This window comes from Pseudomonas sp. St29 (assembly GCF_001547915.1).
In the GTDB taxonomy this organism is placed as follows: Bacteria; Pseudomonadota; Gammaproteobacteria; order Pseudomonadales; family Pseudomonadaceae; genus Aquipseudomonas.
Window position 1 is genome coordinate 5,096,142 of record NZ_AP014628.1, and the last position, 25,838, is coordinate 5,121,979.

Consider the following 25,838-nt stretch of genomic DNA (forward strand, 5'->3'; position numbering starts at 1 on the left):
TCAGTGCTTCCGCGGTGCCAGGTAGCGCAGCCAGCGGCCTTCGGCCAGCTTGAACAGGCGCACCAGGATAAAGGTCAGGCACAGGTAGAACACGCCGGCGGTAATGTAGGCCTCGAACGGCAGGTAGTACTGCGCGTTGACCGTGCGCGCCGCGCCGGTGATGTCGATCAGGGTCACGATGGACGCCAGACTGGTGGTCTGCAGCATCATGATCACTTCGTTGCTGTACTGCGGCAGCGCCCGGCGCAGGGCCGACGGCAGGAGAATGCGGCGGTACATCTTGTAGCGCGACATGCCCATGGCCTTGGCCGCCTCGATCTCGCCATTGGGCGTGGCCCGAAGGCTGCCGGCGATGATTTCCGCGGTGTAGGCGCTGGTATTGATGGCAAAGGCCAGGCAGGCACAGAAGGTTGCACTGGACAGCCAGGGCCAGAGGAAACTCTCCCGCACCGCTTCGAACTGGGCCAGGCCGTAGTAGATCAGGAACAGCTGCACCAGCATCGGCGTGCCGCGGATAACGTAGGTGTAGAGCCAGGCCGTCATGTTCACCAGCGGCTGCTTGGAGACCCGCATCAGCCCCAGGGGCAGAGCCACCAGCAGGCCGAAGAACAGTGACAGTGCCAGCAGTTTCAAGGTGGTCAGCAAGCCGCTGAAGTACAGCGGCAAGGCGTCATAGATGACGTTGTAGTCGAAGATCATAGATCAGCCGCCCTTACGCCTACCGAGTAGCGCTTCTCAAGGTGACGCAATGCCAGCAACGAGACACTGGTGATCACCAGGTACATGGCCGCCACTGCGAGGAAGAAGGTGAAAGGCTCACGGGTGGCATCCGCCGCCTGCTTGGCCTTGAACATCATGTCTTGCAGGCCCACCACCGAAATCAGCGCGGTGGCCTTGGTCAGCACCAGCCAGTTGTTGGTGAAGCCGGGAATCGCCAGGCGAATCATCTGCGGCACCATCACCCGGAAGAACACCTGGAAGCTGCTCATGCCGTAAGCCATGCCCGCTTCCGCCTGCCCCTTGGGGATCGCCATGAAGGCGCCACGGAAGGTTTCCGACAGGTAGGCACCGAAGATGAAGCCCAGGGTGCCGATACCGGCCGCCAGCGGATTGAGGTCGATGTAGTCGTCGTAGCCCAGCAGCGGCGCGACACGGTTCAGCAAGTCCTGGCCGCCGTAGAAGATCAGCAGGATCAGCACCAGATCGGGAATGCCACGGATCACCGTGGAATACAGATCGCCAAGCCAGGCCAGCCAGCGCACCGGCGAGAGACGCAGCGCGACCCCGATCAGACCCAGAACAATGGCCAGGGCCATGGACGACAAGGCGAGCTGAAGCGTCAGCCAAGCGCCATCGAGGATGACAGCCCCGTAGCCTTTCAACATGATTCAGGTCCTCGAAAATTGGGATGAAAAAATGGCGCAAACTTCAGAGATTCTGCTGCTTGCGCCATCTCGGACTGACTGTTTCGACGGTCTTACTTGCCGTAGATGTCGAAGTCGAAGTACTTGTCCTGGATTTGCTTGTACTTGCCATTCTCGCGAATGGCAGCGATGGCAGCGTTGATCTTGTCCAGCTCGGCCTTGTCACCTTTGCGCACTGCGATCCCTACGCCGTCGCCGAAGTATTTGACGTCAGTGAAAGCCGGACCGACGAAGGCAAAGCCCTTGCCCGAATCGGTTTTCAGGAAGCCGTCATTCAACAGCGTAGCGTCGGCCACGGTGCCGTCGAGACGACCGGCGGCCACATCCAGGTAGATTTCGTTCTGCGAGCCGTAAGGCTTGATCTGTGCGCCCAGGGGAGCCAGCACTTCACGGGCGAAACGCTCATGGATCGAACCACGCTGCACGCCGATGTTCTTGCCCTTGAGCTCGCTCAGACCGTCGCTGACCTGGGTGCCGGCCTTCATCACCAGACGTGCCGGGGTGTTGTAGTACTTGCTGGTGAAGTCCACGGACTTCTTGCGATCGTCGGTGATCGACATCGACGAGAGGATGGCGTCGATCTTGCGCACTTTCAGTGCAGGGATCAGGCCGTCGAACTCTTGCTCGACCCACACGCACTTGACCTTCATCTCTTCACACAGAGCGTTGCCGATGTCGTAGTCGAAACCGACGATGCTGCCATCCGGCGCCTTGGAGGCAAACGGAGGGTAGGCCGCTTCGATACCAATTTTCAGGGGCTTTTCATCGGCGAAAGTCGGCAGGGAGAGCACGGACAGTGCCAGGGCGCCAAGAAGCACGAGTTTCTTCATCTTAGAACTCCATCGGTAAAGGGCGAAAACGGCAGAGTGAGCGACAGCCCAATATGCGAATGGGTAAAACTGCAAAGACGGCGCTGCGTCCTTAGAAGCCCGGGAGAGGACTCACACACAGGCAACGACGAGCGAGTGACCGGCATTCTAACGACAGGCTGGAAGCCGATATTTCCTCAATGCGACAACAAATTACAGAAGCATCGAGAATACCGGGGGAGCACATTGACAGCTCTTCAAAACTATGCAAGAGCAAATGATAGGGAACCGATCTACGCTGCAAATTGCGGGCCTATTATTGGCAAAGCCTTCTATTCCGGCAAGCGCAGCGTGATGACTTATTTTTTATATGGGTATAAACAGCCCTGAAATGGGGCTCGGCGTTTCCCATTGCCCCGAAAATGGGCGCCGGGTTACATCTTCGACAGCATCGGTAACATTCGCACCCGGCACATGGATAAATCCGATATTTATTCGCTCGCCTGCACCGGCAAGCGGGCCTAATAACAGGCGCGCGGAGGCTGTAGCGTGCGGCTTGCCGGGGAATCACCCCGGCACAAAAAAGCCCCGCCCGGCGCAAGGCCGGACGGGGCTGGGTGACTCGGAACCCGCCTCAGGCGACGTTCATGGTCTTGTGGGTGTCGATCAGATGCTGCACCACGCTTGGGTCGGCCAAGGTGGAGATATCTCCGAGACCGTCGTACTCCGCCGTCGCGATCTTGCGCAGAATCCGCCGCATGATCTTCCCGGAACGGGTCTTCGGCAGTCCCGGCGCCCATTGGATGACATCCGGCGAGGCGATCGGACCGATCTCCTTGCGCACCCAGTTCTTCAGTTCCAGACGCAGGGCTTCGCTCGGCTCTTCGCCACCGTTGAGGGTCACGTAGACATAGATGCCCTGGCCCTTGATGTCGTGAGGCACGCCCACCACCGCCGCTTCGGCGACTTTCGGGTGCGCAACCATGGCGCTTTCGATCTCGGCGGTGCCCATGCGGTGCCCGGAAACGTTGAGCACATCGTCCACCCGGCCGGTGATCCACCAGTAGCCGTCTTCGTCGCGACGAGCACCGTCACCGGTGAAGTACATGCCACGGAACGTCTTGAAGTAGGTATCGACGAAACGGTCGTGGTCGCCGTACAGCGTGCGCGCCTGACCTGGCCACGAATCGAGGATCACCAGGTTGCCTTCGGCGGCGCCTTCGATGATGTTGCCCAGGTTGTCCACCAGGGCCGGCACCACGCCGAAGAACGGACGCGCGGCAGAACCCGGCTTCAGGGCATGCGCCCCCGGCAGCGGGCTCATCAGGGTGGCGCCGGTTTCGGTCTGCCACCAGGTGTCGACGATCGGGCAACGGGATTGGCCGACGTTCTTGTAGTACCAGTCCCAGGCTTCCGGGTTGATCGGCTCGCCCACCGAACCCAGCAGGCGCAGGCTGCTGCCATCGGCGCCTTCGCAGGCAGCCGTGCCCGAGGCCATCATGGCGCGGATCGCGGTCGGCGCGGTGTAGAGAATGTTGACCTTGTGCTTGTCGACGATCTTCGCCACCCGGGTCACGTCCGGATAGTTGGGCACGCCTTCGAACAGCACCGTAGTGGCGCCATTGGCCAGCGGGCCATAGACGATATAGGTGTGGCCGGTGACCCAGCCGACGTCGGCGGTGCACCAGTAGACTTCACCCGGACGGTAGTCGAACACCCGCTCATGGGTCAGCGATGCATAGAGCAGGTAGCCGCCCGTGGTGTGCTGCACACCCTTGGGCTTGCCGGTGGAGCCGGAGGTATAAAGGATGAACAGCGCTTCTTCGGCGCCCATCTCTTTCGGCGCGCAGACGCTGCCGGCGACCTTCATCAGGTCTTCGTACCAGATGTCGCGATGCTGGTTCCACTTGATGTCGCCACCGGTGCGCTTGCACACGATGACCTTCTGGATGCTGCTGGTTTCCGGGTTGGTCAGGGCGTCGTCGACATTGGCCTTGAGCGGAACCTTTTTACCGGCACGGATGCCTTCGTCGGCAGTGATCACCACTTTCGAACGGCAGTCGATGATGCGCCCGGCCAACGCTTCAGGGGAGAACCCGCCGAACACCACCGAGTGGATCGCACCGATGCGGGTACAGGCCAGCATGGCCACCACCGCCTCGGGAATCATTGGCATATAGATAGTCACCACGTCGCCACGGTGCACGTCCTGGCCACGCAAGGCGTTGGCGAACTTGCAGACTTCTTCATGCAGTTCGCGGTAAGTGATGTTGCGGCTTTCGGAAGGATCATCGCCTTCCCAGATGATCGCGATCTGATCGCCACGCTCGGCGAGATGACGATCCAGGCAGTTGTAGGAGACGTTCAAGGTGCCATCGGCAAACCACTTGATATCGACATGGTGATCGTCGAAGGAAGTCTGCTTCACCGTGGTAAAAGGCTTGATCCAGTCGAGACGCTTGGCCTGTTCACGCCAGAAACCGTCCGGGTTAACGACCGACTGCTGGTACATGGCCTTGTAGGTCGCCTCGTCAGTCAGCGTATTGGCCAAAACCTCGGGACGAACGGGATACAGAGAAGCCGCACTCATCTTTCTTACCTCGGTGACATAGTTGTTTTTGTATGACCCCGTTGTAGCCGGGGGGCGCCTATAGAACCATTCGACGATGGTAGTAACAACCCCCTGCGAAATGCCCGGCTATTTGCCGCACCCCTTCAAGAACGCTGGTTACAGCGACATTCAGCCTCGGCAAAAATATTCAAGCAGGCATCCAGACAGGCCTTTTTCGGCGATTGTTACAAAAACTGTCAAAAGTGTTTATCAAAAGTACACCTATATGACCCGCCACCCCGGGCCTAAAATCCGTCTCGCCAAACAGGCAATCTGATTAACCAAGTTGCAGCCCCCACGAAGGCAGTTAATCAAACGTTTACTCAAGCTCCACACGCAGCCTCATAAAGGCTGCGTGACCCCACACGACCTTAGAAAGGTAAAACGCAAATGAAAGCTTTATTAGTTCTGGCCCTCAGTAGTCTGTGCGTTACCGCGATGGCTGATGAGATCCCGACTGATGTCGCACAGCAACAAGTACCGGTAGAGGAATACACTTACTCCACTGATCTGGATATCGCCAAAGTTATCTCCATGAGCGAAGTTCCAGAAGTATGCGAAGTTGTACCAGCGCGTATGGAATATGAAGACTCCCACGGTCAACGGCATATTCTTCAATACCGCGTAATGGGCAACGGTTGCTCTAACGGTTAATAGCCAAGTTCATTGCATAGACCTTGATGACTGCCGGCCGCAAGAAATCCCTCTTGCGGCAAAGATGCCTCGCCAGCGCCCCCGTTCGGGGTCCGGCCAACAGCATCGCCCCCGCGACGTGCGACCACGGCAATCGCACGCAACCTTTTCGCCACCGCCGAGGCCGGTTCCCAGCCCCTTGCCTGGCCCAATCCAGGTGGATTTGAGTTGTGTTCAAAACAGTGAAATGGCTTGCAAAAACACAACATCTAGTAAAATTGGCTATTTTTTGGCCATTTCCGGCTGATTTTTTTCAGCCCGAAAAAAAATCTTCCGCGGTCAAAGCCTTGTAAACCCGCGCTTTGCTCTGGATCCCCTGCCTTCCTCGGCCCGCCTGCGCCCATCGGTCACCCCACGAGCCGGAAAATATCCTTATAATGCGTCCTCAAAACGGGCCCGCAACATTCCCTTACCGGATGAAAACGACCTGCTGAATCACGCGCCGGAACCGAAAGCCTCAGTTCCGCCCGACAGCAGCCTCAAGGCACCCGGACACATATTTCTGTTTATTGCCTGCGTTCACAGCTGCAACAAACGATTTCTATTGATTTAACGCGGCCAGTAGCGCCGTGTGAAAAGCCAACCCTTTTGTTTTCACACGGGCATCTGGCCCTCGAGCAGGAGACGACACGTCATGCTGAGCTGGGACGAATTCGACAAAGAAGAAGGCGAAGTTGCAGTCAAAGGCGCCAACGCCGGCCACGCCACTGAAGCCAACATGGACCGCCTCGACAGCGCCGGTGGTGCCGCAGCTCTGGAAGCCCGCGCCGTGACCGCCAATGACTCCGCTGCCGTTGCCCGGGCCAAGGCGTCCCTGGACCAGCTCGACATCGCCGAAGGCCTGGCCGAGCTGGAAGGCTCTTCCGCCCGCGTCGCGGTTGACGAAAAGCGCATGATCAACTGCCGCGCCGACCTCAACCAGTTGGTGCCGTTCAAGTACGACTGGGCCTGGCAGAAGTACCTCGACGGTTGCGCCAACCACTGGATGCCGCAAGAGGTCAACATGACCGCCGACATCGCCCTGTGGAAAAACCCGGAAGGCCTGACCGACGACGAGCGCCGCATCGTCATGCGCAACCTGGGCTTCTTCTCCACCGCCGACTCCCTGGTTGCCAACAACCTGGTACTGGCCGTGTACCGCCTGATCACCAACCCGGAATGCCGCCAGTACATCCTGCGCCAGGCATTCGAAGAGGCGATCCACACCCACGCCTACCAGTACTGCATCGAATCGCTGGCCATGGATGAAGGCGAGATCTTCAACATGTACCACGAGATTCCATCGGTCGCGAAGAAAGCCGCCTGGGGCCTGAAGTACACCCGTTCGATCTCCGATCCGAAGTTCGAAACCGGCACCGTCGACACCGACAAGGAGCTGCTGCGCAACCTGATCGCCTACTACTGCGTTCTGGAAGGCATCTTCTTCTACTGCGGCTTCACCCAGATCCTGTCCATGGGCCGCCGCAACAAAATGACCGGCGTTGCCGAGCAGTTCCAGTACATCCTGCGCGACGAATCCATGCACCTGAACTTCGGCATCGACGTGATCAACCAGATCAAGATCGAAAACCCGCACCTGTGGGATGCCGAGATGAAGGAAGAAGCCACCCAGATGATCCTCCAGGGCACCCAACTGGAAATCGAATACGCTCGCGACACCATGCCGCGCGGCGTGCTGGGCATGAACGCGGCGATGATGGAGGACTACCTCAAGTTCATCGCCAACCGTCGCCTGTCGCAGATCGGCCTGAAGGAAGAGTACCCAGGCACCACCAACCCGTTCCCATGGATGAGCGAGATCATGGACTTGAAGAAAGAGAAGAACTTCTTCGAGACCCGCGTGATCGAGTATCAAACTGGCGGTGCACTGAGCTGGGATTGATTCGCGGATCAATGCAACAAATAAGAAGCCCTGACTTGTTCAGGGCTTTTTTATTGGCCGAGGAAACAGACTGCGCAGCCGGCCCATTAAAATGCGTGCAGGCTGCAGGAGCTGTGGTTATAAAGACCCCTCCCCCGCTTAAGGATCAAAGCGCTCATGAAATTCGATACCGCCTACTGCATCAGCCTCGACGACAAGTTGTCGATCTATGACGTGCGGGATCTGAATTTCGATGAAACCGTGGCTTTCGATTCCGCCCAGGAAAGCTTCCAGTGCCCCAACGATGAATGTCGCGCTGCCTTCGATGCCGCCAATCAGCTGGGCACCTTCAATGCCAAGAACGTCAATTACCTTCGCACCCCGCACTTCAAGAACCTGCCCGGCACGCTGCACATAGAAAGCTGCCCTTACCGGCTCAGCAAAGGTGCCGGCAGCATCGAAGGCGCAGCCGCCGAGGATGAACGCGAGGAACACTTCCCTTCGGAACTGCTGTTGACCCGCCGCGAGTACAAGCGTCGACCGAGCAGCCCGACCGCGGCGGCAGAGACGCCCCGGGACAATCCGCCCGCCGTGCCAGCCGGCCTGCAACACAACCACGCCGGGCGCGATAGCACTCCGGACAAGACCTGTGTCTTCGCCCACCCGGTGGAATGTTTCGTGTCAAACATCGACGACAAGGAACTGCTCAAGCGCATGCCGCTGAAGATCGGCGAGCACACCGCGTCCTACGCCTCGTTCTTCAAGAAGATCGAGTACCTGCTGGACAACAAGGGGCTGATCTACTGGGGCAAGATCAAGGAAATCAAGGACTACACCCAGAGCTTTCGCATCGATTTCGAGCACAAGGTCTGGTTCAAGGCCGATGGCGAATCGAAGAAGAAGCCCTACTCGGTCAACGTCTACCTGAGCAAGAAACTGATCGACAACTATCGCAAGCGCAAAGCCTTCCTCGAAGAGATCAAGAGCGCCATCGACAGCCAGCGCGAGTTGTACTGTTTCTTCTACGGTGTCACCCCGACACTCAAGCAAGTGCCGAGCAAGAAAAACCCCGAAGCGACCTTCGGGGTCTTCAGCGCCAACATCGAGAACCTGGACCACTTCGTGATCCGCGAGGCACCGGGGCTTCACGCACAGTAGTCTCAGCCCCCACCAGGTTCTGCCCGCAGCGATGCCCCTGTCACGTCAGGCACAGGCTGACCAGCACCACCAGCAGCAGGCCGATGTACACCCGCGCATGCACCCGATCCGGGATACGACCGATCCAGGGCGTGGCCAGACGGATACCCAGCAACGAGCCAAGGGACAATAGCGAAAACGCCAACAGGTCCACATAGCCGATGAACCCGGGCCCGAAATCGGCTGGACTGAAGCGCGCCAGGGCCAGGTAGGTAGCGGTTCCGGCCAGGGCCACCGGCACGCTCAGGGGATTGGCCATGGAGGTGGCCTGGGTCATGCTCAAACCGCAACGGCGTAACAGAGGTACTGTCATGACGCTGCCCCCCACCCCGAGAAACGTCGCGATTACGCCTATTCCTACACCACCCAATAGGGTTTCGCCGGTGCCCAGGCGACGCGCCTGAGCCTGGTTCACCGGCTCAAGAAAGCCGCGCCGCAGCAGGCAGTCGGCAATGGTGATGCCCAGGTAGGCAATGAAGGCATACCGAATCACCTCGCCGCTAACCCACATCGCCGCGGCCGCTCCGCACATTGCCCCCAGGGCGATGTAGGCCCCCAGAGGCCACAGGTAATGGCGAACAAGATTGCCGGCCCGCTGATGCCGCCAACTGGCCAGCAGAGCATTGACGATCATCACGCAGGTCGAAGTGGCCACAGCGATGTGCATGGCCGAGTGCCCCGCCGCCGAGTCGGCGCCCTGGCTGCTCAGCAGCATCCAGTACAACAGCGGCACCACCACAAAACCGCCGCCGAAGCCGAACAGCACCGCGCTGACGCCGGTCATGCAGCCAAAAACTGCCAGCAGTAGATAGAACATCGAGCCGCATCCGTCCGGGAAAGAAGCTGAGGACAATAAAAGATCGAGCCCTGGCCGACTTCAGCAAGTCAGCCAATAATGTTTGCGTTTACGCCAGCCAGGAACCTCGTCGCATGCGCAACATCTCCATCAACTCACTGGATCGGACACCGCGTCCGGTCGTGGCCATCGGCACCGACTATGCCGACGGCCAGCGCCTGCCGCGCCACAGTCATCGCCGGGCGCAACTGTTGTATGGCGCCACCGGCGTGATGCAGGTGGGCACGGCCCAGGGGAACTGGGTGGTGCCGCCGCAGCGGGCAGTCTGGATCCCGCCCGGGGTGGAACATGAGGTGCTGATGCTCGGGGTCAGCACCCGCAGTCTGTACATCGAACCCGCAGCAGCGCCGCTGGACAGCAGCGACTGCCAGGTGATCAGCGTCTCGCCCCTGTTGCGCCAGTTGCTTCTAGAGGCGGTGGAACTTCCCCTGGAATACCCGCAGCACGGCAGGGACGGATTGCTGATCGACCTCCTTCTGCTTGAGTTGCAGCGCAGTCGCCCGCTGCCGCTGCATATCCCTCTGCCGGCCGCCGGTGCACTGCTGGAGCTGTGCCAGGCCTTCCTCGCTCGCCCGGATATTCACCAATCCCCGGAACACTGGGCAGGACAGCTGCATATCAGCTTGCGCACCTTCAACCGCAGCTTTCGCCGGCAGACGGGCATGAGCTTCATTCAATGGCGACAACGGGCCTGCGTGGTCCTGGCCCTGGCCCGGCTGGCTGCAGCCGAGCCGGTCACCCGCATCGCCCTGGACTTCGGCTACGACAGCCCCGGGGCGTTCTCCACCATGTTCCGCCGGGTATTGGGGCAATCCCCCAGCACCTACCTGAATCAGGAGGCTGCGTTCCCAGGTAAAACCTTGTGACCAATGGCTCGGGGGTTGGCCGTAATTGAGTTTGATCAGCAAGCAAAACCACTGTACAAATAACCAGTATCAAGCCAACGCATTGCCTAACCTCCCGGAGAAAACCATGGCCTCTCTAGCGATGAAAATAACCCTGGAACGTATCGCCCTTTATCAGTTCACTCCGCAGCACTGTGCTCAGGCCCGCGACATGCTGGGCTGGGACATGGACCGGCTGTCCCGCGAGTCCAGCGTCTCGGTGCAAGCCATTCAGCGCTTTGAGGCCGGCTACGAGGTGCGTGACGTCACCCGGCTGGCCCTGGCCTTCTGCCTTGAGGCGCAAGGCCTGGTGTTCTTCCCCGGCTTCACCCCCGGCCGCGGCATGAACATCCGTGGAGCGACCCCCAATCCGATGGAGCGCCCTGACTACGCCATGATCGAATGATCGACGGCCCCGGGCAGCGGCCGACACCAGACCGGCGCTCAGCGCCAGGGTCGAAACCAGATGAATCGGGTAACTGGCCACCTTCGTGGCCAGTCCTGGTTCACGCGGACTCGATGCCCATCTGCTCCAGCACGCCATCCACCTCCAGCCACCAGGTGCTGCCCCGCTGAGGCTGCGTCAGGCTGAAGGCTTCGCCCATCTGCGGCGTGGTGATGCTGATGCTGCGTTCCCAGGCCAGGGCCAGGATACGGTCGAAGGGTTCGTGCCAGGCATGCATGGCCAGGTCGAAGGTGCCGTTATGGATCGGCAGGAGCCAGCGGCCACGCAGATCGATATGGGCTTGCAGGGTTTGCTCCGGCTGCATGTGCACGTGGGGCCATTCGACGTTGTAGGCCCCGGTTTCCATCAGTGTCAGGTCAAAGGGACCGTACTGCTGGCCGATGCGCTTGAAGCCGTCGAAATACCCCGTGTCACCGCTGAAGAAGATCCGTGTCGGGCCATCGATCATCACCCAGGAGGCCCACAGGGTGCGGTTGCCATCGAACAGGCCACGACCGGAAAAATGCTGCGACGGCGTGGCGACAAAACGTATGCCATCGACGTCGCATCCCTGCCACCAATCCAGCTGCCGCACCTTGCTCGCCGGTACCCCCCATTTGATCAGGGTGTCGCCCACGCCCAGCGGGGTCAGGAAGTGCCGGGTCTTGTCCGCCAGGGTCAGCACCGTCTGGTGGTCCAGGTGGTCGTAATGATCGTGGGACAGGATCACCGCCTCGATCTCCGGCAGCGCCTCCAGGCTGATGGGCGGCTGATGAAAGCGCTTTGGCCCGGCCCATTGCACCGGTGATGCCCGCTCGGCAAACACCGGGTCGGTGATCCAGAACTTGTCGCGCATCTTCAGCAGCACGGTGGAGTGGCCCAGGCGAAACACGCTGTGATTAGGCGCTGCCAGCAATTGCTCGCGGGTCAGTTCCTGCACCGGAATCGCCCCTGCTGGGCGGGTGTTGCGCGGTTTGTGGAACAGCATGTTCCAGAAGATCTGCAGGGTCTTGCCGAAACCGGCACGTCGCACCGGTGCATGGTTGCGAAAGGCGCCCTGCTCCTGACGAGAGGTTGGCTGACCAGACGCGCGGGTTAGGCTGGACGAGACATTGGCCATGATTGAAAGGACTCCGTGGAACGCGGCAAGGTTCCGAGGTGGTTCTACGGGACGATCTACTGGCCAAGGCACGCAAGCATCAGCCACCAATCATCGTTTTGAAGGATAACTACACTACACAGTGTAGTTTCTACATTGCAACAGGATTAAGACGAAGTAGACTGCCGATTGATTTAGCCGCCCACCCTGATCGAACCCAACTTATGACAGCTCCGAAGCGCCTCACCGACCTTAAACGCAATGCCATCATCCAGGCGGCGATCAGCGAATTCCGCGCCAGCGGCTTCGACATCACCAGCATGGACAAGATTGCCGCCACGGCCGGAGTATCCAAGCGCACGGTGTACAACCACTTTCCGAGCAAGGAGGAGTTGTTCGCCGAGATCCTGCACAAGCTCTGGGCCAGCATCAGCGCCCAAGCGGACGTCGTCTATCGCCACGACCGGCCCCTGCGCGAGCAACTGGAAGCCCTGTTGCGGGCCAAGCTGCAACTGCTGGCCGACGACAACTTCCTCGACCTGGCCCGAGTGGCCATTGCTGCCACCATCCACTCCCCCGAGCGGGCTCAGGACATGGTGGCGCGGCTCGGCGAACGGGAGGAAGGCCTGACCCTGTGGATCCGCGGCGCCCTGGCCGACGGCCGCCTCAAGCCGCTGGACCCGGAATTCGCTGCCCAACAGATGCACGGGCTGCTCAAGAGCTTCGCGTTCTGGCCGCAGATCACCCTGGGCCAACCGCCCCTGGCAGCGGACCTGCAGACCCGGGTCATCGAGTCGGCACTGGACATGTTTCTCAGCCACTACCAGGCCTGATTCAGCGCGATCGACCGGTATGCCCTGCCCCGGCCACTGTGAAATGGCTTCGAAGGACACTGATTATTCCTTGTGGAATAAATGACAATATTCACCAGACTGATCCGATAAACGGCAAGGCCGCAAAAACACCACAAAGTGTTTCAGTGCAAAACCTGGTGCAGGAATTTATGGAAAACCAACGCGGCAAAGGGCTGTCATTTGCCCGACGCATCTATTGGCCAAGGATCATCGGCCTGGGCATCGGCGGCATCAGTGTCCTCGCGGCACTCGCTCCCCTGGCACTGCCCGACTGGATATGGGGCCTGCTGTTGTTCAACGGCCTGATCTGGCCCCACCTGGCCTATCAACTGTCCGCCCGTTCGGCGTTTCCCTACCGGGCAGAGCGGCGCAATCTGCTGTATGACTCGCTGCTGGGCGGTTTCTGGGCCGCGACCATGCAGTTCAACCCGCTGCCGGCGGTCACCATCCTCTCGATGATGGCCATGAACAACGTGGCCGCTGGTGGCCTGCGTCTGTTCATTCGCGGCAGTCTGGCCCAATGCACCGGGGTGCTGCTGTCCTGGGCGCTGTTCGGGCCACACGTCACCACCCACATCAGCCCGCTGCAGATCTATGCCTGCCTGCCCATGCTGACCCTCTATCCCCTGGCGGTGGGCATGGTCTGCTATCGCCTGGCGATCAAACTGTCCGAACACAAGCGCGCCCTGAGCGCCCTGAGCCGCACCGACAGCCTCACCGGCCTGCTCAACCACGGTTCCTGGAAGGACCTGCTGCACATCAAGTTCCACAAGTGCCGGCAGCGGCAGATGCACGCCTGCATCGCCCTGATCGACATCGACCACTTCAAGGCGATCAACGACACCTACGGCCACATCATTGGCGATACCGTGCTGCGCCACTTGAGCAACGAACTACGACGCAACCTGCGCCACGATGACCTGGCCGGCCGCTACGGTGGCGACGAGTTCTGCGTGATCCTGCCGCGCATGAGCCAGCAGCAGGCGCTCGATATCATGGAGCGCCTGCGCCGGGTCTTCAGCCAGTACCGGCACCCGCAAGTGAACGAGCTGAATGTCAGCCTGAGTATTGGTCTGGCCGCCTTCGATGCCGGTTTCGAGGATCCGGCCACCTGGCTCAATGCCGCGGACCAGGCCCTGTACCAGGCGAAAAAAACCGGACGCAACCGGATAGCCAGCAACGATGCCAACGGCTATGCAGCACAATCGCATTTGGCATAAAACCGAAAAAACTTATACAAAAAGGAAGTAAAAAATATTTTTGTACAAGTTTATTTGGATTTATCCAGGCAGTTGCCATCATAATGCCGCCACTTCGCTGCAACGGATGCCCACAACCGCAACTGCCGCCACCGAAGCCAATCAATCCAACTAAATCGATTCGCAGCCGCTACGTCTCCCTTGACGCGGCCACCGACGCGCGCCTGAAGCGTCCCCGTTGCATCGCTGCGAATGTATCTTCTGTCAGTCATGGAACGCTGACATTGAGCAGATAATGCCGAGCGCCGGGGAGCATTCGGCGTACCGGCGCACTCAATAGGGATCGACGCAACGTTTCTCCCACAGAGCACCTGCCCACATGCTATTCAACCGCCACAACAAGACCATCGACACCCTGAACCGGACCGTTGCCGAGCAATCGAGCCTGCTGGAGGCCATCGACCGCTCGATGGCGGTGATCGAGTTCGATCTGCAAGGCTGCGTATTGCGCGCCAACCACAACTTCCTCAAGACCCTGGGCTATCGCGAAGACCAGGTCCTCGGCCAGTCCCACCGCCTGTTCTGCACCCCGGAGTACGCCCGCAGCAGCGACTACCAGCAATTGTGGGCACGCCTCAGAGAAGGTCAGTTCCAGTCCGGAACCTTTGAACGGGTCGGCAGTGCCGGGCAGAGCCTATGGCTGGAAGCCAGCTACAACCCTATCCGCGACGCCTCGGGCACGGTGTACAAAGTGGTCAAGTACGCCCTGGATGTCACCACTCGAATCCAGGAAGAGGCCGAGGCACGCAACAAGCTGGATGCCATCGACCGGGCCATGGCCGTGATCGAGTTCAACCTCGATGGCAGCATCATCAGCGCCAATGCCAATTTCCTCAGCCGCATGGGCTACAGCCTGGCGCAGGTCCAGGGCAAGCATCACCGGATGTTCTGCAAGCCCGAACTGGTCAACAGCAGCGCCTACCAGGACTTCTGGAATCGCCTGAACAAGGGCGAATTCTTCAACGGTCGCTTCGAACGGATCGACAAGCACGGCCGCACGCTGTGGCTGGAAGCCAACTACAACCCGGTCTACGACGCCAGCGGACGCCTGTGCAAAGTGGTCAAGTACGCCGCCGACGTCACCCAGCAGGTGGAGAAACACGAGCATGACGCCCATAGCGCGAGCCAGGCTTATCACATCTCGGTACAGACTCGGAAAGTCGCCGAGCAAGGCACCGGCGTGATCCAGCAGGCCGCCAGCGAAATGCGCCAGATCGCCCATAACATCGAGGACTCCTCCACCCTGATCGCCCGCCTGGGCGAACGTTCGGAACAGATCACCGCCATCGTCAACACCATCCGCGGGATTGCCGACCAGACCAACCTGCTGGCCCTCAATGCCGCCATCGAGGCCGCCCGGGCCGGAGAACAGGGGCGCGGCTTCGCCGTGGTGGCCGATGAGGTTCGCCAGTTGGCGGCGCGCACCAGCGGCTCGACCGCGGAAATCGCCAGCATGATCGACATGATCCAGAACGAAACCCTGCAAGCCATCAAGAGCATGGACGGCACCCGGGAACGGGCGGCCAAGGGCGTGCAACTGGCGGATCAGGCCGGCACCGTGATCCTGCAGATTCGCGATGGGGCCAGTGACGCGGTGCAAGCCGTGAGCATGTTCGCCAACGAACGCGATGCGCTGTAAGGGAGGGGTTTCCCGGCGTCGATCATGACGTCCGGGACAGCCTTGAGGACTATAGTGGCCTGACGTCCCAGTGCCTGGCGGAGGCCATCATGAGTTCCAGCAACACGCCCGAAGAAACCACTCCGGTCACCGATCACCTGCGCTTTCACCGCGCCCATGCCCACCTGGCCCCCACCTTCGGCAACGATGCCTTCGCCTTGAAGGCCGAGGCCTTTGCCCGTTTCTTCGGCACCCCGACCTTTCTCGGGGCACAGACCCTGATCGTGGTGATCTGGATCGCCCTCAACCTCAGTGGCGTCACTCAGTTCGACGTCTATCCCTTCATTCTTCTCAACCTGGCCTTCAGCCTGCAGGCGGCCTACGCCGCGCCGCTGATCCTGCTGGCCCAGACCCGCCAGGCCGCCCGCGACAAGGCCCAGTCCGACGCCGACGCCCAGCACCGCGAGGCCCTGGCCATCGCCAACAGCGAACGCCAGGCCCAGGCCGCGCAAACCACCGGGCAACTGCTGGAGCTGCTGGAGCAGAACACCCGCCTCACGGAAATGACCAAGCAACTGAGCGAACGCATCGAAAACCTCACCAGCGAGATGCACGCGCACTTCGTCCGCAAGGAGCCACCAGCGGCCTGAGCTGTTCAGGGCCAGCGCAGATGACGCCCCAGCTCATCGAACAGCGTCACCACCGAGCGCAGGGCCCGACAGTCCGGGCGGGTCAACAGCCACAAGGCGGTTGCATGCTCCAGGGGCTCGCCGAGGGCTTCCAGGTCGCCACCGCCCAGGAGAAAGTCCGGCAACGCCGCCACCCCCAGGCCGGCCCGCACCAGCTCGGTCACCGCCAGCATGCTGTTGCAGCGATAACTGGGTTGCACGCCGGGCCACTGCTGACGGCGCCAGACCACCGTGGGGTGATCCGGCAGAAAGTCATCCGGGGCAATCCAGGCCACCCGCGCCAGATCGGTGCAATCCACCCGGTGCCGATACGCCGGGCTGGTGCACACCCGATACGCCACCGCCCCCAGGCAGCGCCCCACCAGATGCTCCGGAGGCGTCGCGGTGAGGCGCACGGCGATGTCCGCATCGCGACGGTTGAGGTTGGCGAAATCATTCGAAGTGCAGAGTTCGATGACCAGCGCCGGGTACTTGGGCATGAACTGCGCCAGGGCCGGCAGCAACAGGCCCTGCAACACCGAATCGGTACAGGTCAGGCGCACCGTGCCGCTGATCACCTCGCCGCCCTGGGCCACACCGATCCGCGCCGCCTCCAGGGCCTGTTCCGCCTGTTCGGCCTGCAGTGCTAGGGCCTGGGCCAGGCTGGTAGGCAGGTAGCCGGCACGGCTCTTGTCGAACAGTTGCTGACCGAGCCCGGCCTCCAGGCGGCGCACGGCACGAAACACCGTCGAAACATCCACCTTGAGCAGGGCCGCGGCACGGGCCAGGGAGCCGCCACGGACCAGGGCCAGGACCAGCGACAGATCGGGGTAGTCCAGCTGATAGTGCGCTGCTGCATTGATCACTTGGGTAAACGCCAATATTGATTGCGTGGACGCCAATCTATAGTGGCCCCAGGCAATCGACAAGTCAGTGCCCCTACCGGAGAAGCCCATGCAAGCACCCGCCTCGCCCCCCACCCTGCGCATCGCCCTGGTGGGGGATCACGACCCACTGATCACCGCGCACCAGGCCATTCCCCTGGCCCTGGATCAGGCCGCAGCCGACGCCGCAATCACCCTCGACGTGCAATGGCTGGCCACTGCCGAGCTGACTGAGGAGCACCTGTTGCAAGGCTTCGACGCCATCTGGTGCGTGCCCGGCAGCCCCTACCGGAATATCCATGGCGCCCTGCTGGCGATCCGCGTGGCCCGGGAGCAACAGCGCCCCTTCCTCGGCACCTGCGGCGGCTTTCAGCATGCGGTCCTGGAATACGCGCGCAACGTGCTGGGCTGGACCGATGCCGAACACGGCGAGATCGCCCCCGATGCCGAACGCGCACTGCTCACCCCCTTGAGCTGCGCCCTGGTGGAGGCCCGTGAGCGCATCGAACTGCAAGACGGCAGTCGGATCGCCAAGGCCTATGGCACCCGGCACATCGAGGAAGGCTATCGCTGCCGCTACGGCGTCAATCCGGACTTTGCCGGGCCCCTGCTCGCTGGCGCCCTGCGCGCCAGCGGCCACGACCGCCTGGGAGATCTGCGCGCCGTGGAGCTCGCCGATCACCCATTTTTCGTCGCCACCCTGTTCCAGCCCGAACGCGCGGCCCTCAAGGGCCACACGCCACCCCTGGTCAGCGCCCTGCTCAATGCCTGCCTGGAGACCCGAGGATGATCGGCCAGACACCCGCCCCGCCCTACTACGCCGTGATCTTCAGCTCCCAACGCGGTGCCGCGGACCCCGAGTACGATCAGGCCGCCGAGCGCATGCTGGAACTGGCGCGTCGGCAACCGGGCTTTCTCGGGGTCGAATCGGCTCGGGGCGCGGACGGTTTCGGGATCACCGTGTCCTACTGGAGCAGTGAGGCGGCAATCCTGGCGTGGAAGCACCACGCCGAACACAGCGCCATCCGCGAGCGCGGACGCAAGGATTGGTACCAGTCCTGTCATACCCGGGTCGGCCAGGTCGAACGGGCCTACGCCTTCGACCCCCAAGCCCAGACCTGAACCGCGGCCCACAGCGGTTCAGGCCGGCCGCCGGATCAATCCTTAGCCGTCGGCAGCAGGCTGCGCACGGCCTGGATTTCCGGCAGATCGCTACGGCGCATATAGACCCGTAGCGGTTCGCTGATGTTGATCCGATCGTCGATGTTCTGGTCCAGCAACAACTGGATCTGCTCGCGCTTGAGGCTCATGGCCTGATCGGACACCGGCGCCCAGACAAATTCGCTGGCCGGCACTATGGCGTCGTCGGCCACATCCATGCCGAAGGAGTCTTCGCTGAAACGCACGATGTAACGGCCGGTCTTGCGATTGAAACCGACAAAACCCTTGAGCTGGTCGGCGGCCTGGCAGATGAGTTCAGAGGTGATGCTCATGGTAAACCTCACGGTAAGTCCCACAGGACTGGGTGATCGATGGTCTACACGCGAGGCAAGGAAAGGGCTGTTTTCAGGCTTCCCTCTGCTGGGGAAACTGCGCGCCCAAGAGTACTGCAAAGCGCCGGAAAAAACCCTGAATGATGCGCATGAGAAGGATTTATGTCGCCCTTGAGATAGCACAAGCGTCATTGTGTTGCTAAAAGATAGGTCCTTGCCCCCGCCTCCACGAAAGGATTTCGAGCATGCCAGCGACCTTCACCCCTTGCGCCCTGATGTTGAGCCTGATGCTCGGTTGCGGCCTGGCCCAGGCCGCTGAACAGCCGGATCCGAATGCCCTGGCGGCGCGCCTGGGCATCCCCCAGCCAGCCGTGATCGCCCACCGTGGCGCCTCGTTCGATGCCCCAGAGTCCACTGCGGCGGCCTACCGGCTGGCCCGGGATCTGGGGGCGGACTATCTGGAACTGGACCTGCAGCGCAGCAAGGACGGCGTGCTCTTCGCCCTGCATGACAACAACCTGCTACGCACCACCGACGTGGCGCAGAAATTCCCCGAGCGCAAGGACAGCCCGCCCAACGCCTTCACCATGGCCGAGCTCAAGCACCTCGACGCCGGCAGCTGGTTCAACCAGGCGCATCCGGATCGCGCCCGGCCGGGCTTTGCCGGCCTGAAGATCCTGACCCTGGACGAGATCATCGACATCGCCCAAGGCAGCACGCAGCACAAGCCCGGGCTGTACATCGAAACCAAGGAGCCGCAGCTGTTCCCCGGCATCGAGCACGAGCTCAAGGAAAAGCTCCAGGATCGCGGCTGGCTGAGCCCGGCGGGCTCAAAACTGGCCAAGAGCGAGCTGGCCGTGGGCCAGGGCAAAGGCAAGGTGGTGCTGCAGACCTTCGACAGACACAGCCTGGATCTGCTGCACAAGGAAATGCCCCAGGTGCCCAAGGTGCTGCTGTTGTGGATCGGGCCCGGCAGCATCGAACCGGCGTCCAGCGTCACCTTCGCCAACAGCGGCGAAACCGACAAGGCGGCCTTCTACGCCAAGCAGCAACCCAAGGACCCCGGCGAATTCAAACGCTGGATCGACTACGCCAAGGCCCAGGGCGCCATCGGCACCGGTCCCTCCACGGCACTGACGGCGGGCGGCGAGCAAAGCTACGCGGATCTGGTGCAACCCTGGATGAATCAGTACACCCACGATCAGGGCCTGCTGGTACACGCCTACACCCTCGACGAACCGGTGGACTTCAAGAAGGTCATGGACGCCGGGGTTGACGGTATCTTCACCAACCGCAGCGCCGAGCTGCTCAAGTACTTCAAGCGTCCGGCCAACGCCAGCGTGGCCCAACTGCTGGAGGCCGGCGGTTACTGAATGTCTGCCTCGCACTGGAGCGGCGAGCTCTGGCTGGGGCATGACTTCGGCCTGATACAGGGAGCCATGGGGCGCACCGCGCCCCATGCCCACTACGCCCATCAACTGATCATCGCCCCCGAGCAACCGGTGACGCTGGAGCTCGACGGTACGCGCCACAGCGGACACTTCCTGATGATCCAGGCGCTGCAGCGGCATGCCATTCTCCAGGCGCCCGACAACGCCTTCACGGTCTATGCCGAGCCGTTGTCGATCGCCGCCGAGGACCTGCTGGCTTGCGTTCACAACCTGCGCCCCTCGTTGCCCACACTGGAGGCGGCGCTGCGCGCCTGCCCGCGCCTGCCCCTGGCCGACCGGCGTGTGGCGCGGGCCCTGCAGGCCCTGGATGCAGGGCTCGCAGGCAAGGTGGTGGCGGCGCAACTGGCGGCCAGGGCCCACCTGTCTCTGAGCCAGCTGGAGCGCCTGTTCGCCCGCGACGTGGGCGTGCCGGTGCGGCGCCTGGTGCTGTGGCGGCGTCTGCGCCTGGCCATGGCCCTGTTGCTCGACGGCCAGCCCGTGGCCCAGGCGGCCCACGGCGCCGGCTTTGCCGACAGCGCGCACTTCTCCCGCACCCTGAAAGCGCTGTTCGGGGTCACCGCCGGCCAGGCCCTGAAAACCCTCAGGCCTCGCCTGCTGGATTGACCGGCCGGCGCAGCGCCGCAGGCACCTTGGGCTCGGCGGCATAGCGCTGGACCCTGAACGGTTCCAGCAACTGCGGCCAATACGCCAGCGGGTAGTCGGGGCGGCTGCCGATGCCCAGGTCGCCCTGGCGCATCGCGTAGTCGTCCCGATAGAACCCGGTGCCCAACAGCCAGTCCCAGAGGTTGAAGAACAGCCCGAAGTTCACATCGCCGGCGCGGCCATACTTCATGTGGTGAAAGCGATGCACCGGAGCCCAGGCAAACACCCGCCGCAGCGGCCCCATGCGCATATCGACATTGGAATGCTGCAACAGCAAGGCAACGCCAATGGCCAGGGCCAGCAGTTGCGCCACCGGCAACGGGATGCCCAGCAGCACCAGCGGCAGCAACCCCGCCGAGGCCTCCAGCATCTGGTGCAGGGGGTGCTTGAGCAGCCCGTTGAAACCGTACAGGCGCTGCACACTGTGGTGCACCGCGTGCAGGCGCCACAGCCAGGCCCAGCGATGGCTGGCGTAATGGGCCAGGCTGATCCCGCCGTCGGCGATCACTATCGCCAGCAGCAACTGCCCCCAGAGCGGCCAGTCCCGGGGCCACAGGCCATCGCCACCGAGCACGGCCACCAGCCCCGGCAAGGCCAGCAGCCCCAGCGCATTCAGGCTTTCATTGACCAGCGCGTGCAAGGCATCGCGCAGCCGGTCGCCCTGGGAGCGGTTCCAGGCCGGCTCGTAAGGCAGCGCCCACTCCGCCAGGAACGACACCAGCAGCGCCGCGGCAAACAGCACCAGCAAACCCAGGGCACAAGCCTGCCCGCCACTCATCCAATACACCCCACCGGCGATGAATCCGCCAAGAAACAAGGGACCGTACAACCACGCCAGCATGCGTTTCATTCTTGGTGTCTCCTTAAAAAGCGAGAGCCCAGCTTGCCGGGGTCACCCGGCCCGCGGCTTGAACAAACGACGCAAACACGGCGCTGAATTAAGGGTGAATTAAGTTGCACTGGCTAATCTGTGCCCATCGAAAGCCATCAAGCCAAGGAATCAACACCATGACCCGTTTCTCTGCACTGTTCGCCGCTGCCGCCCTGACCCTGACCGCCGGCCTGGCCCAGGCCGATGTCCGTCCGGACCTGATCCCGGGCCTGCTCAAGTCCGGCGCCATCATGGACCTGGAACAACTCAACCAGGCCGCCCTGGCCCAGCACCCCGGCACCACCGCCGCCAGCATCACCGACACCGAGCTGGAGCAGACCGCCACCGGCGCCTACGTCTACCAGGTGGAACTGCGTGACAGCAAAGGCATCGAGTGGGACGTGGACCTGGACGCCAAGACCGGCAAGGTCCTGAGTAACAAGCAGGATCGCTAACCCGCCACACGGCACAAGGCCGCGCTCCCGAAAAGGGGCGCGGCCTTGTGCCGTGTAGCGGACGAACAGTTCAGGCGCTGGTGATGACCAGCGAGCCCGAGGAGCCGCTCTCCGACTCCTGCAACGCCTGGAGCAAGGCCGCCGTCGCGGTTTGCAGGGACGCGCTGGTAGTGGCCACCTGAGCCTGGGCCGCCGCCACCGCTGCCGCCTTGGCGTCGGCACTTTCCTGGCTGGTCTGCGCCGCTTGCAGCTGCTGTTGCTGCTCCTGCAACTGCTTTTGCAGCTGCGCGATCTGCTTGCGCAGCTCCTTCACCGTATCGCTGCTGGAGTCTTCGCTGCCGGAGCTGTCCCCGGCCGCCGCGGCGCCGCCCGCAGCCGGTGCCTTGCCGGCTGCGCCGACGTCGGTGGCGTTGCCGGTGCTGGTGGCGCTGCTGTCGCCGGCACTGGCGTCAATCCGCGTCTTGCTCGGGGTGACCGGGGTCTGGCTGATGGCAATCGACGTGATGCTGACCATGGCGTGGGTCCTGATTGGGGAAAGATACCCGGTCATCGACAGCGCCACCCGCCACTTGAGAGTGATCCTGTATCGGCCTGGTAAGCAGGCCGATACAGGATGATCGGCGTCAGGCGCTCAGACGCGACGTGACCTCGTTCAACTGGCCCGACAGACCATGCAGGTCACGGCTCGCCGCCTCGGTGCGCTGGACATTGTCCAGATTGGTACTGGCAATCGACGTGATCTCGGTCAGGTTGCGGGAAATGTCCTCGGCCACCGAGGTCTGCTCTTCGGCGGCGGTGGCGATCTGCCGGTTCATGTCGCGGATCGCCTCCACGGCCTGGGTGATGCGTTCGAGCATGGCACCGGCTTCGGTCACCTGCTGCACGCTCTGCTCGCTGCGGGACTGGCCGCTCTCGATGGCCAGGGCCGCGTCCACCGCGCCGGTCTGCACGCTCTGGATGATCTGGTTGATCTCGATGATCGACGCCGCGGTGCGTTGCGCCAGGCTGCGCACCTCGTCGGCAACCACGGCGAATCCGCGCCCGGCCTCACCGGCCCGGGCCGCTTCGATGGCGGCATTGAGCGCCAGCAGGTTGGTCTGCTCGGCAATCCCCTGGATCACTTCCAGCACCTTGCCGATACGCCCGCTGTCGGCTTCCAGGCGACGGATCACGGTCGCGGTATTGGCGATCTCGCCACGCATCTGGGTGATGCTGTGGATGGTGCTCTGCATCACCTGCTCGCCCTGCTGCGCCGACTGGTCGGCATCGTCCGCGGCACGCGCGGCGTCGGCGGCGTGGCGTGCCACTTCCTGGGCGGTGGCGGACATTTCGTTCATCGCCGTGGCCACCTGATCGGTGCGGCTGAACTGTTCGTTGGTGCCCTGGGACATCAGCGTGGCGATGGCATTGAGCTCGCCGCTGGAGCTGTCCAGGTCCGAGGCGCTGCGCTGCAGGCTGCTGAAGGTCTGGGCCAGGAAGTCGCGCAGGGTGTTGGCGGCGGCCGCCAGCTTGCCCAGTTCGTCCTGACGCTCGCTGGCCACCCGCTGGGCCAACTGGCCACGGCTGAGCTGGGCGACGTAGTCGATCAACTGGCGGATCGGCTCCACCAGGCTGCGGTTGACCAGCCACAGGCTGAGCAGGCCGATCAGCAGGCCGGACACCAGCATCACCAGGATCCCCATCCACACCGTGCGGTCGGCCGCCGTGCTGATCTCGCGGGATTGCTGTTCGCCGTTCTTGCGCAGTTCGGTCACCAGCTCGCTCATCTGCTCGCTGGTAGCCCGGTCCACGCCTTTCACTGCGGCGTCACCGGCGCTCGGGTCGGCACCGCCAGCCACGTAGGCATCGCGGCCCTTCTGATAGGCCGAACCCAACTGCCGGTGCTCATCCGCCAGACGCTGCACCCGACTCTTGAGAGAAGCCTCCATCCCGGGCGTCCGGGCCAACTGGCCGAGGATGTTCTGCACATCGCGCTGGCGGTCTTCGAACTGCTGCCAGTACTTGTTCAGTTCCTGGGGCTGTTTGCCCCGCAGCAGCACGTTCTTCCACTCCTGCACCTGGCTCTTGAACTGCAGGTTGGCCTCGTCGATCAGCTGTGAACTGCGCAGCGGGCCGTCGATCAGCTCGCGGTAGCTCTGCACGCCACCGGACAACAAGTGAAAACACGCCAGGGCGATCAACAGCATCGCCAGCAGACTACCGCTCAGCAGGGCAAGAATTTGCGCTCTCAGGGATTTTTGCAAAAACATCGAGAAGATCTCATGGCAGGGATAGAGCAGGCCCACTCAAGGGCTTGCGTAGGTCCGAACTTCCCTGTCAGGCACATTCGAACCGGGTCGAATGCGTGTTGCATGTGAGCGTGATCGGCATCCGCGCGGCATTCTTGAACGTCGCCGACCACCGGTAGAGCGCCGCGGATTGTGCACGTACAAACGTCACAAAACTGTCAAAGAGCCTTGCCATGATGTGGCCCAAGTGAACCTGAAAAACCCGCGCCAGGCACTGTCCCTCCTGCGAGCCCCCATGAACCACAGCCTCGACCAGATTCACCGCGATTCCGATCTGTTTGGCCTGCTCTACGGTTTCAGTTTTCGCCCCGGCGAACGCGGTCATGAACTGGATTCCGCCAAGGCCCTGCAAGCCCTGCAACACCCCCAGGACAGTGATGAATTCCTCTGGCTGCACCTGAACCTGGCCCACGCGGCCTGCGAGCGCTGGATGAAGGCCCACCTGCAACTGCCCGAGGAGTTCTTCGAAGCCCTGCACGAAGGTTCGCGCTCGACCCGCATCGAACACGTGGACTCGGCCCTGCTGGCGGTGGTCAACGACGTGGTGTTCAACTTCAGCAGCATGGTGTCCTCGGACATCTCCACCCTGTGGGTCTGCGTGCGCAGCAACCTGATCATCAGCGCCCGCCTGCAGCCCCTGCATTCGGTGGACAAGCTGCGCTCCTCGGTCAAGGCCGGCGAACGCTTTCGCTCGCCCCTGGAGTTGCTGGTGCACCTGCTGCGCGACCAGGGCGAGGTGCTGACCCAGATCGTGCGCAAGACCAGCCTCAGCGTCGACCAGATCGAGGACCAGCTCCTGGCCGCCCGGGTCTCCAGCAACCGTGCCGAACTGGGGGCCATGCGCCGGGTGCTGGTGCGCCTGCAACGCCTGCTGGCCCTAGAACCGGGCTCGCTGCTGCGCCTGCTCAACCGCCCGCCGCAATGGCTGCAGAAGGACGACGTCAAGGAGCTGCGCAAATCCACCGAAGAGTTCGCCCTGATCATCAACGACCTCACGGCCCTGGGCGAACGGATCAAACTGCTGCAGGAAGAGATTGCCGCCAACCTCAACGAACAAACCAACCGCACCCTGTTCACCCTGACCGTGGTCACGGTGCTGGCGCTGCCGATCAACATCATTGCCGGCTTCTTCGGCATGAACGTCGGCGGCATTCCGTTTTCCGGCGACCCGGAGGGCTTCTGGATCCTGGTGGCGCTGGTGGCCACCTTCACCCTGATCGCCGGGCGCTGGGCCTTCCGCAAGCGCCAGGACTACTGACCCCGCCTTGTAGGAGCCGGCTTGCCGGCGCAGGCGTCCGCCAAGGCAGGTGCTTGGCTTGAGGGCCTCTTCGCCGGCAAGCCGGCTCCTACGGGATGAGCGGGATGGCGGGATGAGCACGGATGTCGGCGCGGGCGGGATCGGATCAACGGAACGGCTCAATTGCGCAAACACTGATCTGAGGCAGTCTCCCTGTAACATTTGGCAACGATCATGGG

25 protein-coding genes and 3 pseudogenes are annotated in these 25,838 nt (G+C 62.3%); 16 read left to right on the top strand and 12 right to left on the bottom strand.

The window, feature by feature from the left end:
• The 4 genes from PST29_RS22475 to acs form a co-directional block, all read right to left on the bottom strand.
• Nucleotides 1–699 carry an ABC transporter permease gene (locus PST29_RS22475; RefSeq protein WP_016968103.1) on the bottom strand — a complete coding sequence of 233 codons (699 nt, stop codon included), beginning with the start codon at nucleotides 697–699 and terminating at the stop codon, nucleotides 1–3.
• Nucleotides 696–1,385, bottom strand: a complete 690-nt coding sequence (locus PST29_RS22480; protein WP_016968104.1) for an ABC transporter permease — start codon at nucleotides 1,383–1,385, stop codon at nucleotides 696–698. The genes PST29_RS22475 and PST29_RS22480 overlap by 4 nt, the downstream gene beginning before the upstream one ends.
• A gap of 92 nt (nucleotides 1,386–1,477) precedes the next feature.
• Nucleotides 1,478–2,254, bottom strand: coding sequence for an ABC transporter substrate-binding protein (locus PST29_RS22485; RefSeq protein WP_060844382.1), 777 nt, complete (start codon nucleotides 2,252–2,254; stop codon nucleotides 1,478–1,480).
• A gap of 613 nt (nucleotides 2,255–2,867) precedes the next feature.
• Nucleotides 2,868–4,823, bottom strand: a complete 1,956-nt coding sequence (gene acs, locus PST29_RS22490) for an acetate--CoA ligase (protein ID WP_060840603.1) — start codon at nucleotides 4,821–4,823, stop codon at nucleotides 2,868–2,870.
• 411 nt (nucleotides 4,824–5,234) lie between these two features.
• Between acs and PST29_RS31295 the strand changes: the two genes are divergently transcribed.
• From PST29_RS31295 to PST29_RS22505, 3 genes are all read left to right on the top strand, one after another.
• Nucleotides 5,235–5,498, top strand: coding sequence for a DUF2790 domain-containing protein (locus PST29_RS31295; RefSeq protein WP_016968107.1), 264 nt, complete (start codon nucleotides 5,235–5,237; stop codon nucleotides 5,496–5,498).
• 673 nt (nucleotides 5,499–6,171) lie between these two features.
• Complete coding sequence (locus tag PST29_RS22500) at nucleotides 6,172–7,419, top strand: ribonucleotide-diphosphate reductase subunit beta (RefSeq protein ID WP_060840605.1); 1,248 nt, start codon at nucleotides 6,172–6,174, stop codon at nucleotides 7,417–7,419.
• Between the two features lie 156 nt (nucleotides 7,420–7,575).
• Nucleotides 7,576–8,556, top strand: a complete 981-nt coding sequence (locus tag PST29_RS22505) for a hypothetical protein (RefSeq protein WP_060844383.1) — start codon at nucleotides 7,576–7,578, stop codon at nucleotides 8,554–8,556.
• A 40-nt stretch (nucleotides 8,557–8,596) separates the two neighbouring features.
• Here PST29_RS22505 and PST29_RS22510 read toward each other — a convergent pair whose 3' ends face one another.
• Nucleotides 8,597–9,412 carry a sulfite exporter TauE/SafE family protein gene (locus PST29_RS22510; protein WP_060844384.1) on the bottom strand — a complete coding sequence of 272 codons (816 nt, stop codon included), beginning with the start codon at nucleotides 9,410–9,412 and terminating at the stop codon, nucleotides 8,597–8,599.
• Between the two features lie 113 nt (nucleotides 9,413–9,525).
• Between PST29_RS22510 and PST29_RS22515 the strand changes: the two genes are divergently transcribed.
• Complete coding sequence (locus tag PST29_RS22515; RefSeq protein ID WP_060844385.1) at nucleotides 9,526–10,317, top strand: AraC family transcriptional regulator; 792 nt, start codon at nucleotides 9,526–9,528, stop codon at nucleotides 10,315–10,317.
• 106 nt (nucleotides 10,318–10,423) lie between these two features.
• The gene (locus PST29_RS22520; RefSeq protein ID WP_060840609.1) at nucleotides 10,424–10,741 is read left to right on the top strand and encodes an XRE family transcriptional regulator; all 318 of its coding nucleotides are present in this window, start codon (nucleotides 10,424–10,426) and stop codon (nucleotides 10,739–10,741) included.
• Nucleotides 10,742–10,841: 100 nt separating this feature from the next.
• On the opposite strand, the gene PST29_RS22525 is transcribed toward PST29_RS22520, so the two are convergent.
• A complete protein-coding gene (locus PST29_RS22525; protein ID WP_060844386.1) occupies nucleotides 10,842–11,900 on the bottom strand; it encodes an MBL fold metallo-hydrolase in 1,059 nt (352 codons plus the stop codon).
• 203 nt (nucleotides 11,901–12,103) lie between these two features.
• Here PST29_RS22525 and PST29_RS22530 point away from each other — a divergent pair, with 203 nt between their 5' ends.
• The 5 genes and pseudogenes from PST29_RS22530 (at nucleotide 12,104) to PST29_RS22545 (ending at nucleotide 16,260) form a co-directional block, all read left to right on the top strand.
• On the top strand, nucleotides 12,104–12,712 hold the full coding sequence (locus PST29_RS22530) for a TetR/AcrR family transcriptional regulator (protein ID WP_060844387.1): 609 nt from the start codon (nucleotides 12,104–12,106) through the stop codon (nucleotides 12,710–12,712).
• Nucleotides 12,713–12,882: 170 nt separating this feature from the next.
• On the top strand, nucleotides 12,883–13,953 hold the full coding sequence (locus tag PST29_RS22535; RefSeq protein WP_060844388.1) for a diguanylate cyclase: 1,071 nt from the start codon (nucleotides 12,883–12,885) through the stop codon (nucleotides 13,951–13,953).
• Between the two features lie 448 nt (nucleotides 13,954–14,401).
• Nucleotides 14,402–15,082, top strand: a pseudogene (locus PST29_RS32850) (PAS domain-containing protein); the annotation flags it as partial.
• 108 nt (nucleotides 15,083–15,190) lie between these two features.
• A pseudogene (locus tag PST29_RS32855) lies at nucleotides 15,191–15,631 on the top strand (methyl-accepting chemotaxis protein); the annotation flags it as partial.
• A gap of 89 nt (nucleotides 15,632–15,720) precedes the next feature.
• Nucleotides 15,721–16,260, top strand: a complete 540-nt coding sequence (locus tag PST29_RS22545; RefSeq protein ID WP_060840613.1) for a DUF1003 domain-containing protein — start codon at nucleotides 15,721–15,723, stop codon at nucleotides 16,258–16,260.
• A 5-nt stretch (nucleotides 16,261–16,265) separates the two neighbouring features.
• Here the strand turns inward: PST29_RS22545 and PST29_RS22550 are convergent, their stop codons facing one another.
• Complete coding sequence (locus tag PST29_RS22550; protein WP_173655914.1) at nucleotides 16,266–17,234, bottom strand: LysR family transcriptional regulator; 969 nt, start codon at nucleotides 17,232–17,234, stop codon at nucleotides 16,266–16,268.
• Between PST29_RS22550 and PST29_RS22555 the strand changes: the two genes are divergently transcribed.
• Together PST29_RS22555 and PST29_RS22560 are read left to right on the top strand one after the other, a co-directional pair.
• Entirely contained in the window at nucleotides 17,233–17,952 is a 720-nt protein-coding gene (locus PST29_RS22555; protein WP_060840614.1) for a CTP synthase C-terminal region-related (seleno)protein, read from the top strand. The two genes, PST29_RS22550 and PST29_RS22555, sit on opposite strands and share 2 nt — an antisense overlap.
• A complete protein-coding gene (locus tag PST29_RS22560) occupies nucleotides 17,949–18,284 on the top strand; it encodes an antibiotic biosynthesis monooxygenase family protein (protein ID WP_060844389.1) in 336 nt (111 codons plus the stop codon). The genes PST29_RS22555 and PST29_RS22560 overlap by 4 nt, the downstream gene beginning before the upstream one ends.
• Before the next feature lie 35 nt (nucleotides 18,285–18,319).
• Here the strand turns inward: PST29_RS22560 and PST29_RS22565 are convergent, their stop codons facing one another.
• Nucleotides 18,320–18,655, bottom strand: coding sequence for a DUF2025 family protein (locus PST29_RS22565; RefSeq protein WP_060844390.1), 336 nt, complete (start codon nucleotides 18,653–18,655; stop codon nucleotides 18,320–18,322).
• Nucleotides 18,656–18,900: 245 nt separating this feature from the next.
• Between PST29_RS22565 and PST29_RS22570 the strand changes: the two genes are divergently transcribed.
• Nucleotides 18,901–20,028 carry a glycerophosphodiester phosphodiesterase gene (locus PST29_RS22570; protein WP_060840616.1) on the top strand — a complete coding sequence of 376 codons (1,128 nt, stop codon included), beginning with the start codon at nucleotides 18,901–18,903 and terminating at the stop codon, nucleotides 20,026–20,028.
• Nucleotides 20,029–20,709 (top strand): helix-turn-helix domain-containing protein, encoded by a 681-nt coding sequence (locus PST29_RS22575; RefSeq protein ID WP_060844391.1) that lies wholly within the window; start codon nucleotides 20,029–20,031, stop codon nucleotides 20,707–20,709.
• Here PST29_RS22575 and PST29_RS22580 read toward each other — a convergent pair.
• Complete coding sequence (locus PST29_RS22580; protein WP_060840618.1) at nucleotides 20,687–21,598, bottom strand: sterol desaturase family protein; 912 nt, start codon at nucleotides 21,596–21,598, stop codon at nucleotides 20,687–20,689. The genes PST29_RS22575 and PST29_RS22580 overlap by 23 nt on opposite strands.
• 158 nt (nucleotides 21,599–21,756) lie before the next feature.
• On the opposite strand from PST29_RS22580, the gene PST29_RS22585 reads away from it, so the two are divergent.
• The gene (locus PST29_RS22585) at nucleotides 21,757–22,074 is read left to right on the top strand and encodes a PepSY domain-containing protein (protein ID WP_060840619.1); all 318 of its coding nucleotides are present in this window, start codon (nucleotides 21,757–21,759) and stop codon (nucleotides 22,072–22,074) included.
• Nucleotides 22,075–22,144: 70 nt separating this feature from the next.
• On the opposite strand, the gene PST29_RS22590 is transcribed toward PST29_RS22585, so the two are convergent.
• The 3 genes and pseudogenes from PST29_RS22590 to PST29_RS32865 all read right to left on the bottom strand — a co-directional run.
• Complete coding sequence (locus PST29_RS22590) at nucleotides 22,145–22,588, bottom strand: hypothetical protein (protein WP_060844392.1); 444 nt, start codon at nucleotides 22,586–22,588, stop codon at nucleotides 22,145–22,147.
• 109 nt (nucleotides 22,589–22,697) lie between these two features.
• Nucleotides 22,698–23,465, bottom strand: a complete 768-nt coding sequence (locus PST29_RS32860) for a methyl-accepting chemotaxis protein (protein WP_442963173.1) — start codon at nucleotides 23,463–23,465, stop codon at nucleotides 22,698–22,700.
• A 165-nt stretch (nucleotides 23,466–23,630) separates the two neighbouring features.
• A pseudogene (locus PST29_RS32865) lies at nucleotides 23,631–24,323 on the bottom strand (methyl-accepting chemotaxis protein); the annotation flags it as partial.
• A gap of 274 nt (nucleotides 24,324–24,597) precedes the next feature.
• On the opposite strand from PST29_RS32865, the gene PST29_RS22600 reads away from it, so the two are divergent.
• The gene (locus PST29_RS22600; RefSeq protein ID WP_060842002.1) at nucleotides 24,598–25,620 is read left to right on the top strand and encodes a transporter; all 1,023 of its coding nucleotides are present in this window, start codon (nucleotides 24,598–24,600) and stop codon (nucleotides 25,618–25,620) included.
• Nucleotides 25,621–25,838: the final 218 nt, after the last annotated feature.

What these genes read in the sequence shown, in the direction of transcription:
- PST29_RS22550 (WP_173655914.1), bottom strand. Translation starts at nt 17,234, where the DNA reads ATGGGCTTCTCCGGTAGGGGCACTGACTTGTCGATTGCCTGGGGCCAC.
- PST29_RS22500 (WP_060840605.1), top strand. Translation starts at nt 6,172, where the DNA reads ATGCTGAGCTGGGACGAATTCGACAAAGAAGAAGGCGAAGTTGCAGTC.
- PST29_RS22590 (WP_060844392.1), bottom strand. Translation starts at nt 22,588, where the DNA reads ATGGTCAGCATCACGTCGATTGCCATCAGCCAGACCCCGGTCACCCCG.
- PST29_RS22560 (WP_060844389.1), top strand. Translation starts at nt 17,949, where the DNA reads ATGATCGGCCAGACACCCGCCCCGCCCTACTACGCCGTGATCTTCAGC.
- acs (WP_060840603.1), bottom strand. Translation starts at nt 4,823, where the DNA reads ATGAGTGCGGCTTCTCTGTATCCCGTTCGTCCCGAGGTTTTGGCCAAT.
- PST29_RS22580 (WP_060840618.1), bottom strand. Translation starts at nt 21,598, where the DNA reads ATGAAACGCATGCTGGCGTGGTTGTACGGTCCCTTGTTTCTTGGCGGA.
- PST29_RS22530 (WP_060844387.1), top strand. Translation starts at nt 12,104, where the DNA reads ATGACAGCTCCGAAGCGCCTCACCGACCTTAAACGCAATGCCATCATC.
- PST29_RS22535 (WP_060844388.1), top strand. Translation starts at nt 12,883, where the DNA reads ATGGAAAACCAACGCGGCAAAGGGCTGTCATTTGCCCGACGCATCTAT.
- PST29_RS22575 (WP_060844391.1), top strand. Translation starts at nt 20,029, where the DNA reads ATGTCTGCCTCGCACTGGAGCGGCGAGCTCTGGCTGGGGCATGACTTC.
- PST29_RS22480 (WP_016968104.1), bottom strand. Translation starts at nt 1,385, where the DNA reads ATGTTGAAAGGCTACGGGGCTGTCATCCTCGATGGCGCTTGGCTGACG.
- PST29_RS22525 (WP_060844386.1), bottom strand. Translation starts at nt 11,900, where the DNA reads ATGGCCAATGTCTCGTCCAGCCTAACCCGCGCGTCTGGTCAGCCAACC.
- PST29_RS22515 (WP_060844385.1), top strand. Translation starts at nt 9,526, where the DNA reads ATGCGCAACATCTCCATCAACTCACTGGATCGGACACCGCGTCCGGTC.
- PST29_RS22510 (WP_060844384.1), bottom strand. Translation starts at nt 9,412, where the DNA reads ATGTTCTATCTACTGCTGGCAGTTTTTGGCTGCATGACCGGCGTCAGC.
- PST29_RS22520 (WP_060840609.1), top strand. Translation starts at nt 10,424, where the DNA reads ATGGCCTCTCTAGCGATGAAAATAACCCTGGAACGTATCGCCCTTTAT.
- PST29_RS22570 (WP_060840616.1), top strand. Translation starts at nt 18,901, where the DNA reads ATGCCAGCGACCTTCACCCCTTGCGCCCTGATGTTGAGCCTGATGCTC.
- PST29_RS32860 (WP_442963173.1), bottom strand. Translation starts at nt 23,465, where the DNA reads ATGTCCCAGGGCACCAACGAACAGTTCAGCCGCACCGATCAGGTGGCC.
- PST29_RS22555 (WP_060840614.1), top strand. Translation starts at nt 17,233, where the DNA reads ATGCAAGCACCCGCCTCGCCCCCCACCCTGCGCATCGCCCTGGTGGGG.
- PST29_RS22585 (WP_060840619.1), top strand. Translation starts at nt 21,757, where the DNA reads ATGACCCGTTTCTCTGCACTGTTCGCCGCTGCCGCCCTGACCCTGACC.
- PST29_RS22505 (WP_060844383.1), top strand. Translation starts at nt 7,576, where the DNA reads ATGAAATTCGATACCGCCTACTGCATCAGCCTCGACGACAAGTTGTCG.
- PST29_RS22485 (WP_060844382.1), bottom strand. Translation starts at nt 2,254, where the DNA reads ATGAAGAAACTCGTGCTTCTTGGCGCCCTGGCACTGTCCGTGCTCTCC.
- PST29_RS31295 (WP_016968107.1), top strand. Translation starts at nt 5,235, where the DNA reads ATGAAAGCTTTATTAGTTCTGGCCCTCAGTAGTCTGTGCGTTACCGCG.
- PST29_RS22475 (WP_016968103.1), bottom strand. Translation starts at nt 699, where the DNA reads ATGATCTTCGACTACAACGTCATCTATGACGCCTTGCCGCTGTACTTC.
- PST29_RS22565 (WP_060844390.1), bottom strand. Translation starts at nt 18,655, where the DNA reads ATGAGCATCACCTCTGAACTCATCTGCCAGGCCGCCGACCAGCTCAAG.
- PST29_RS22545 (WP_060840613.1), top strand. Translation starts at nt 15,721, where the DNA reads ATGAGTTCCAGCAACACGCCCGAAGAAACCACTCCGGTCACCGATCAC.
- PST29_RS22600 (WP_060842002.1), top strand. Translation starts at nt 24,598, where the DNA reads ATGAACCACAGCCTCGACCAGATTCACCGCGATTCCGATCTGTTTGGC.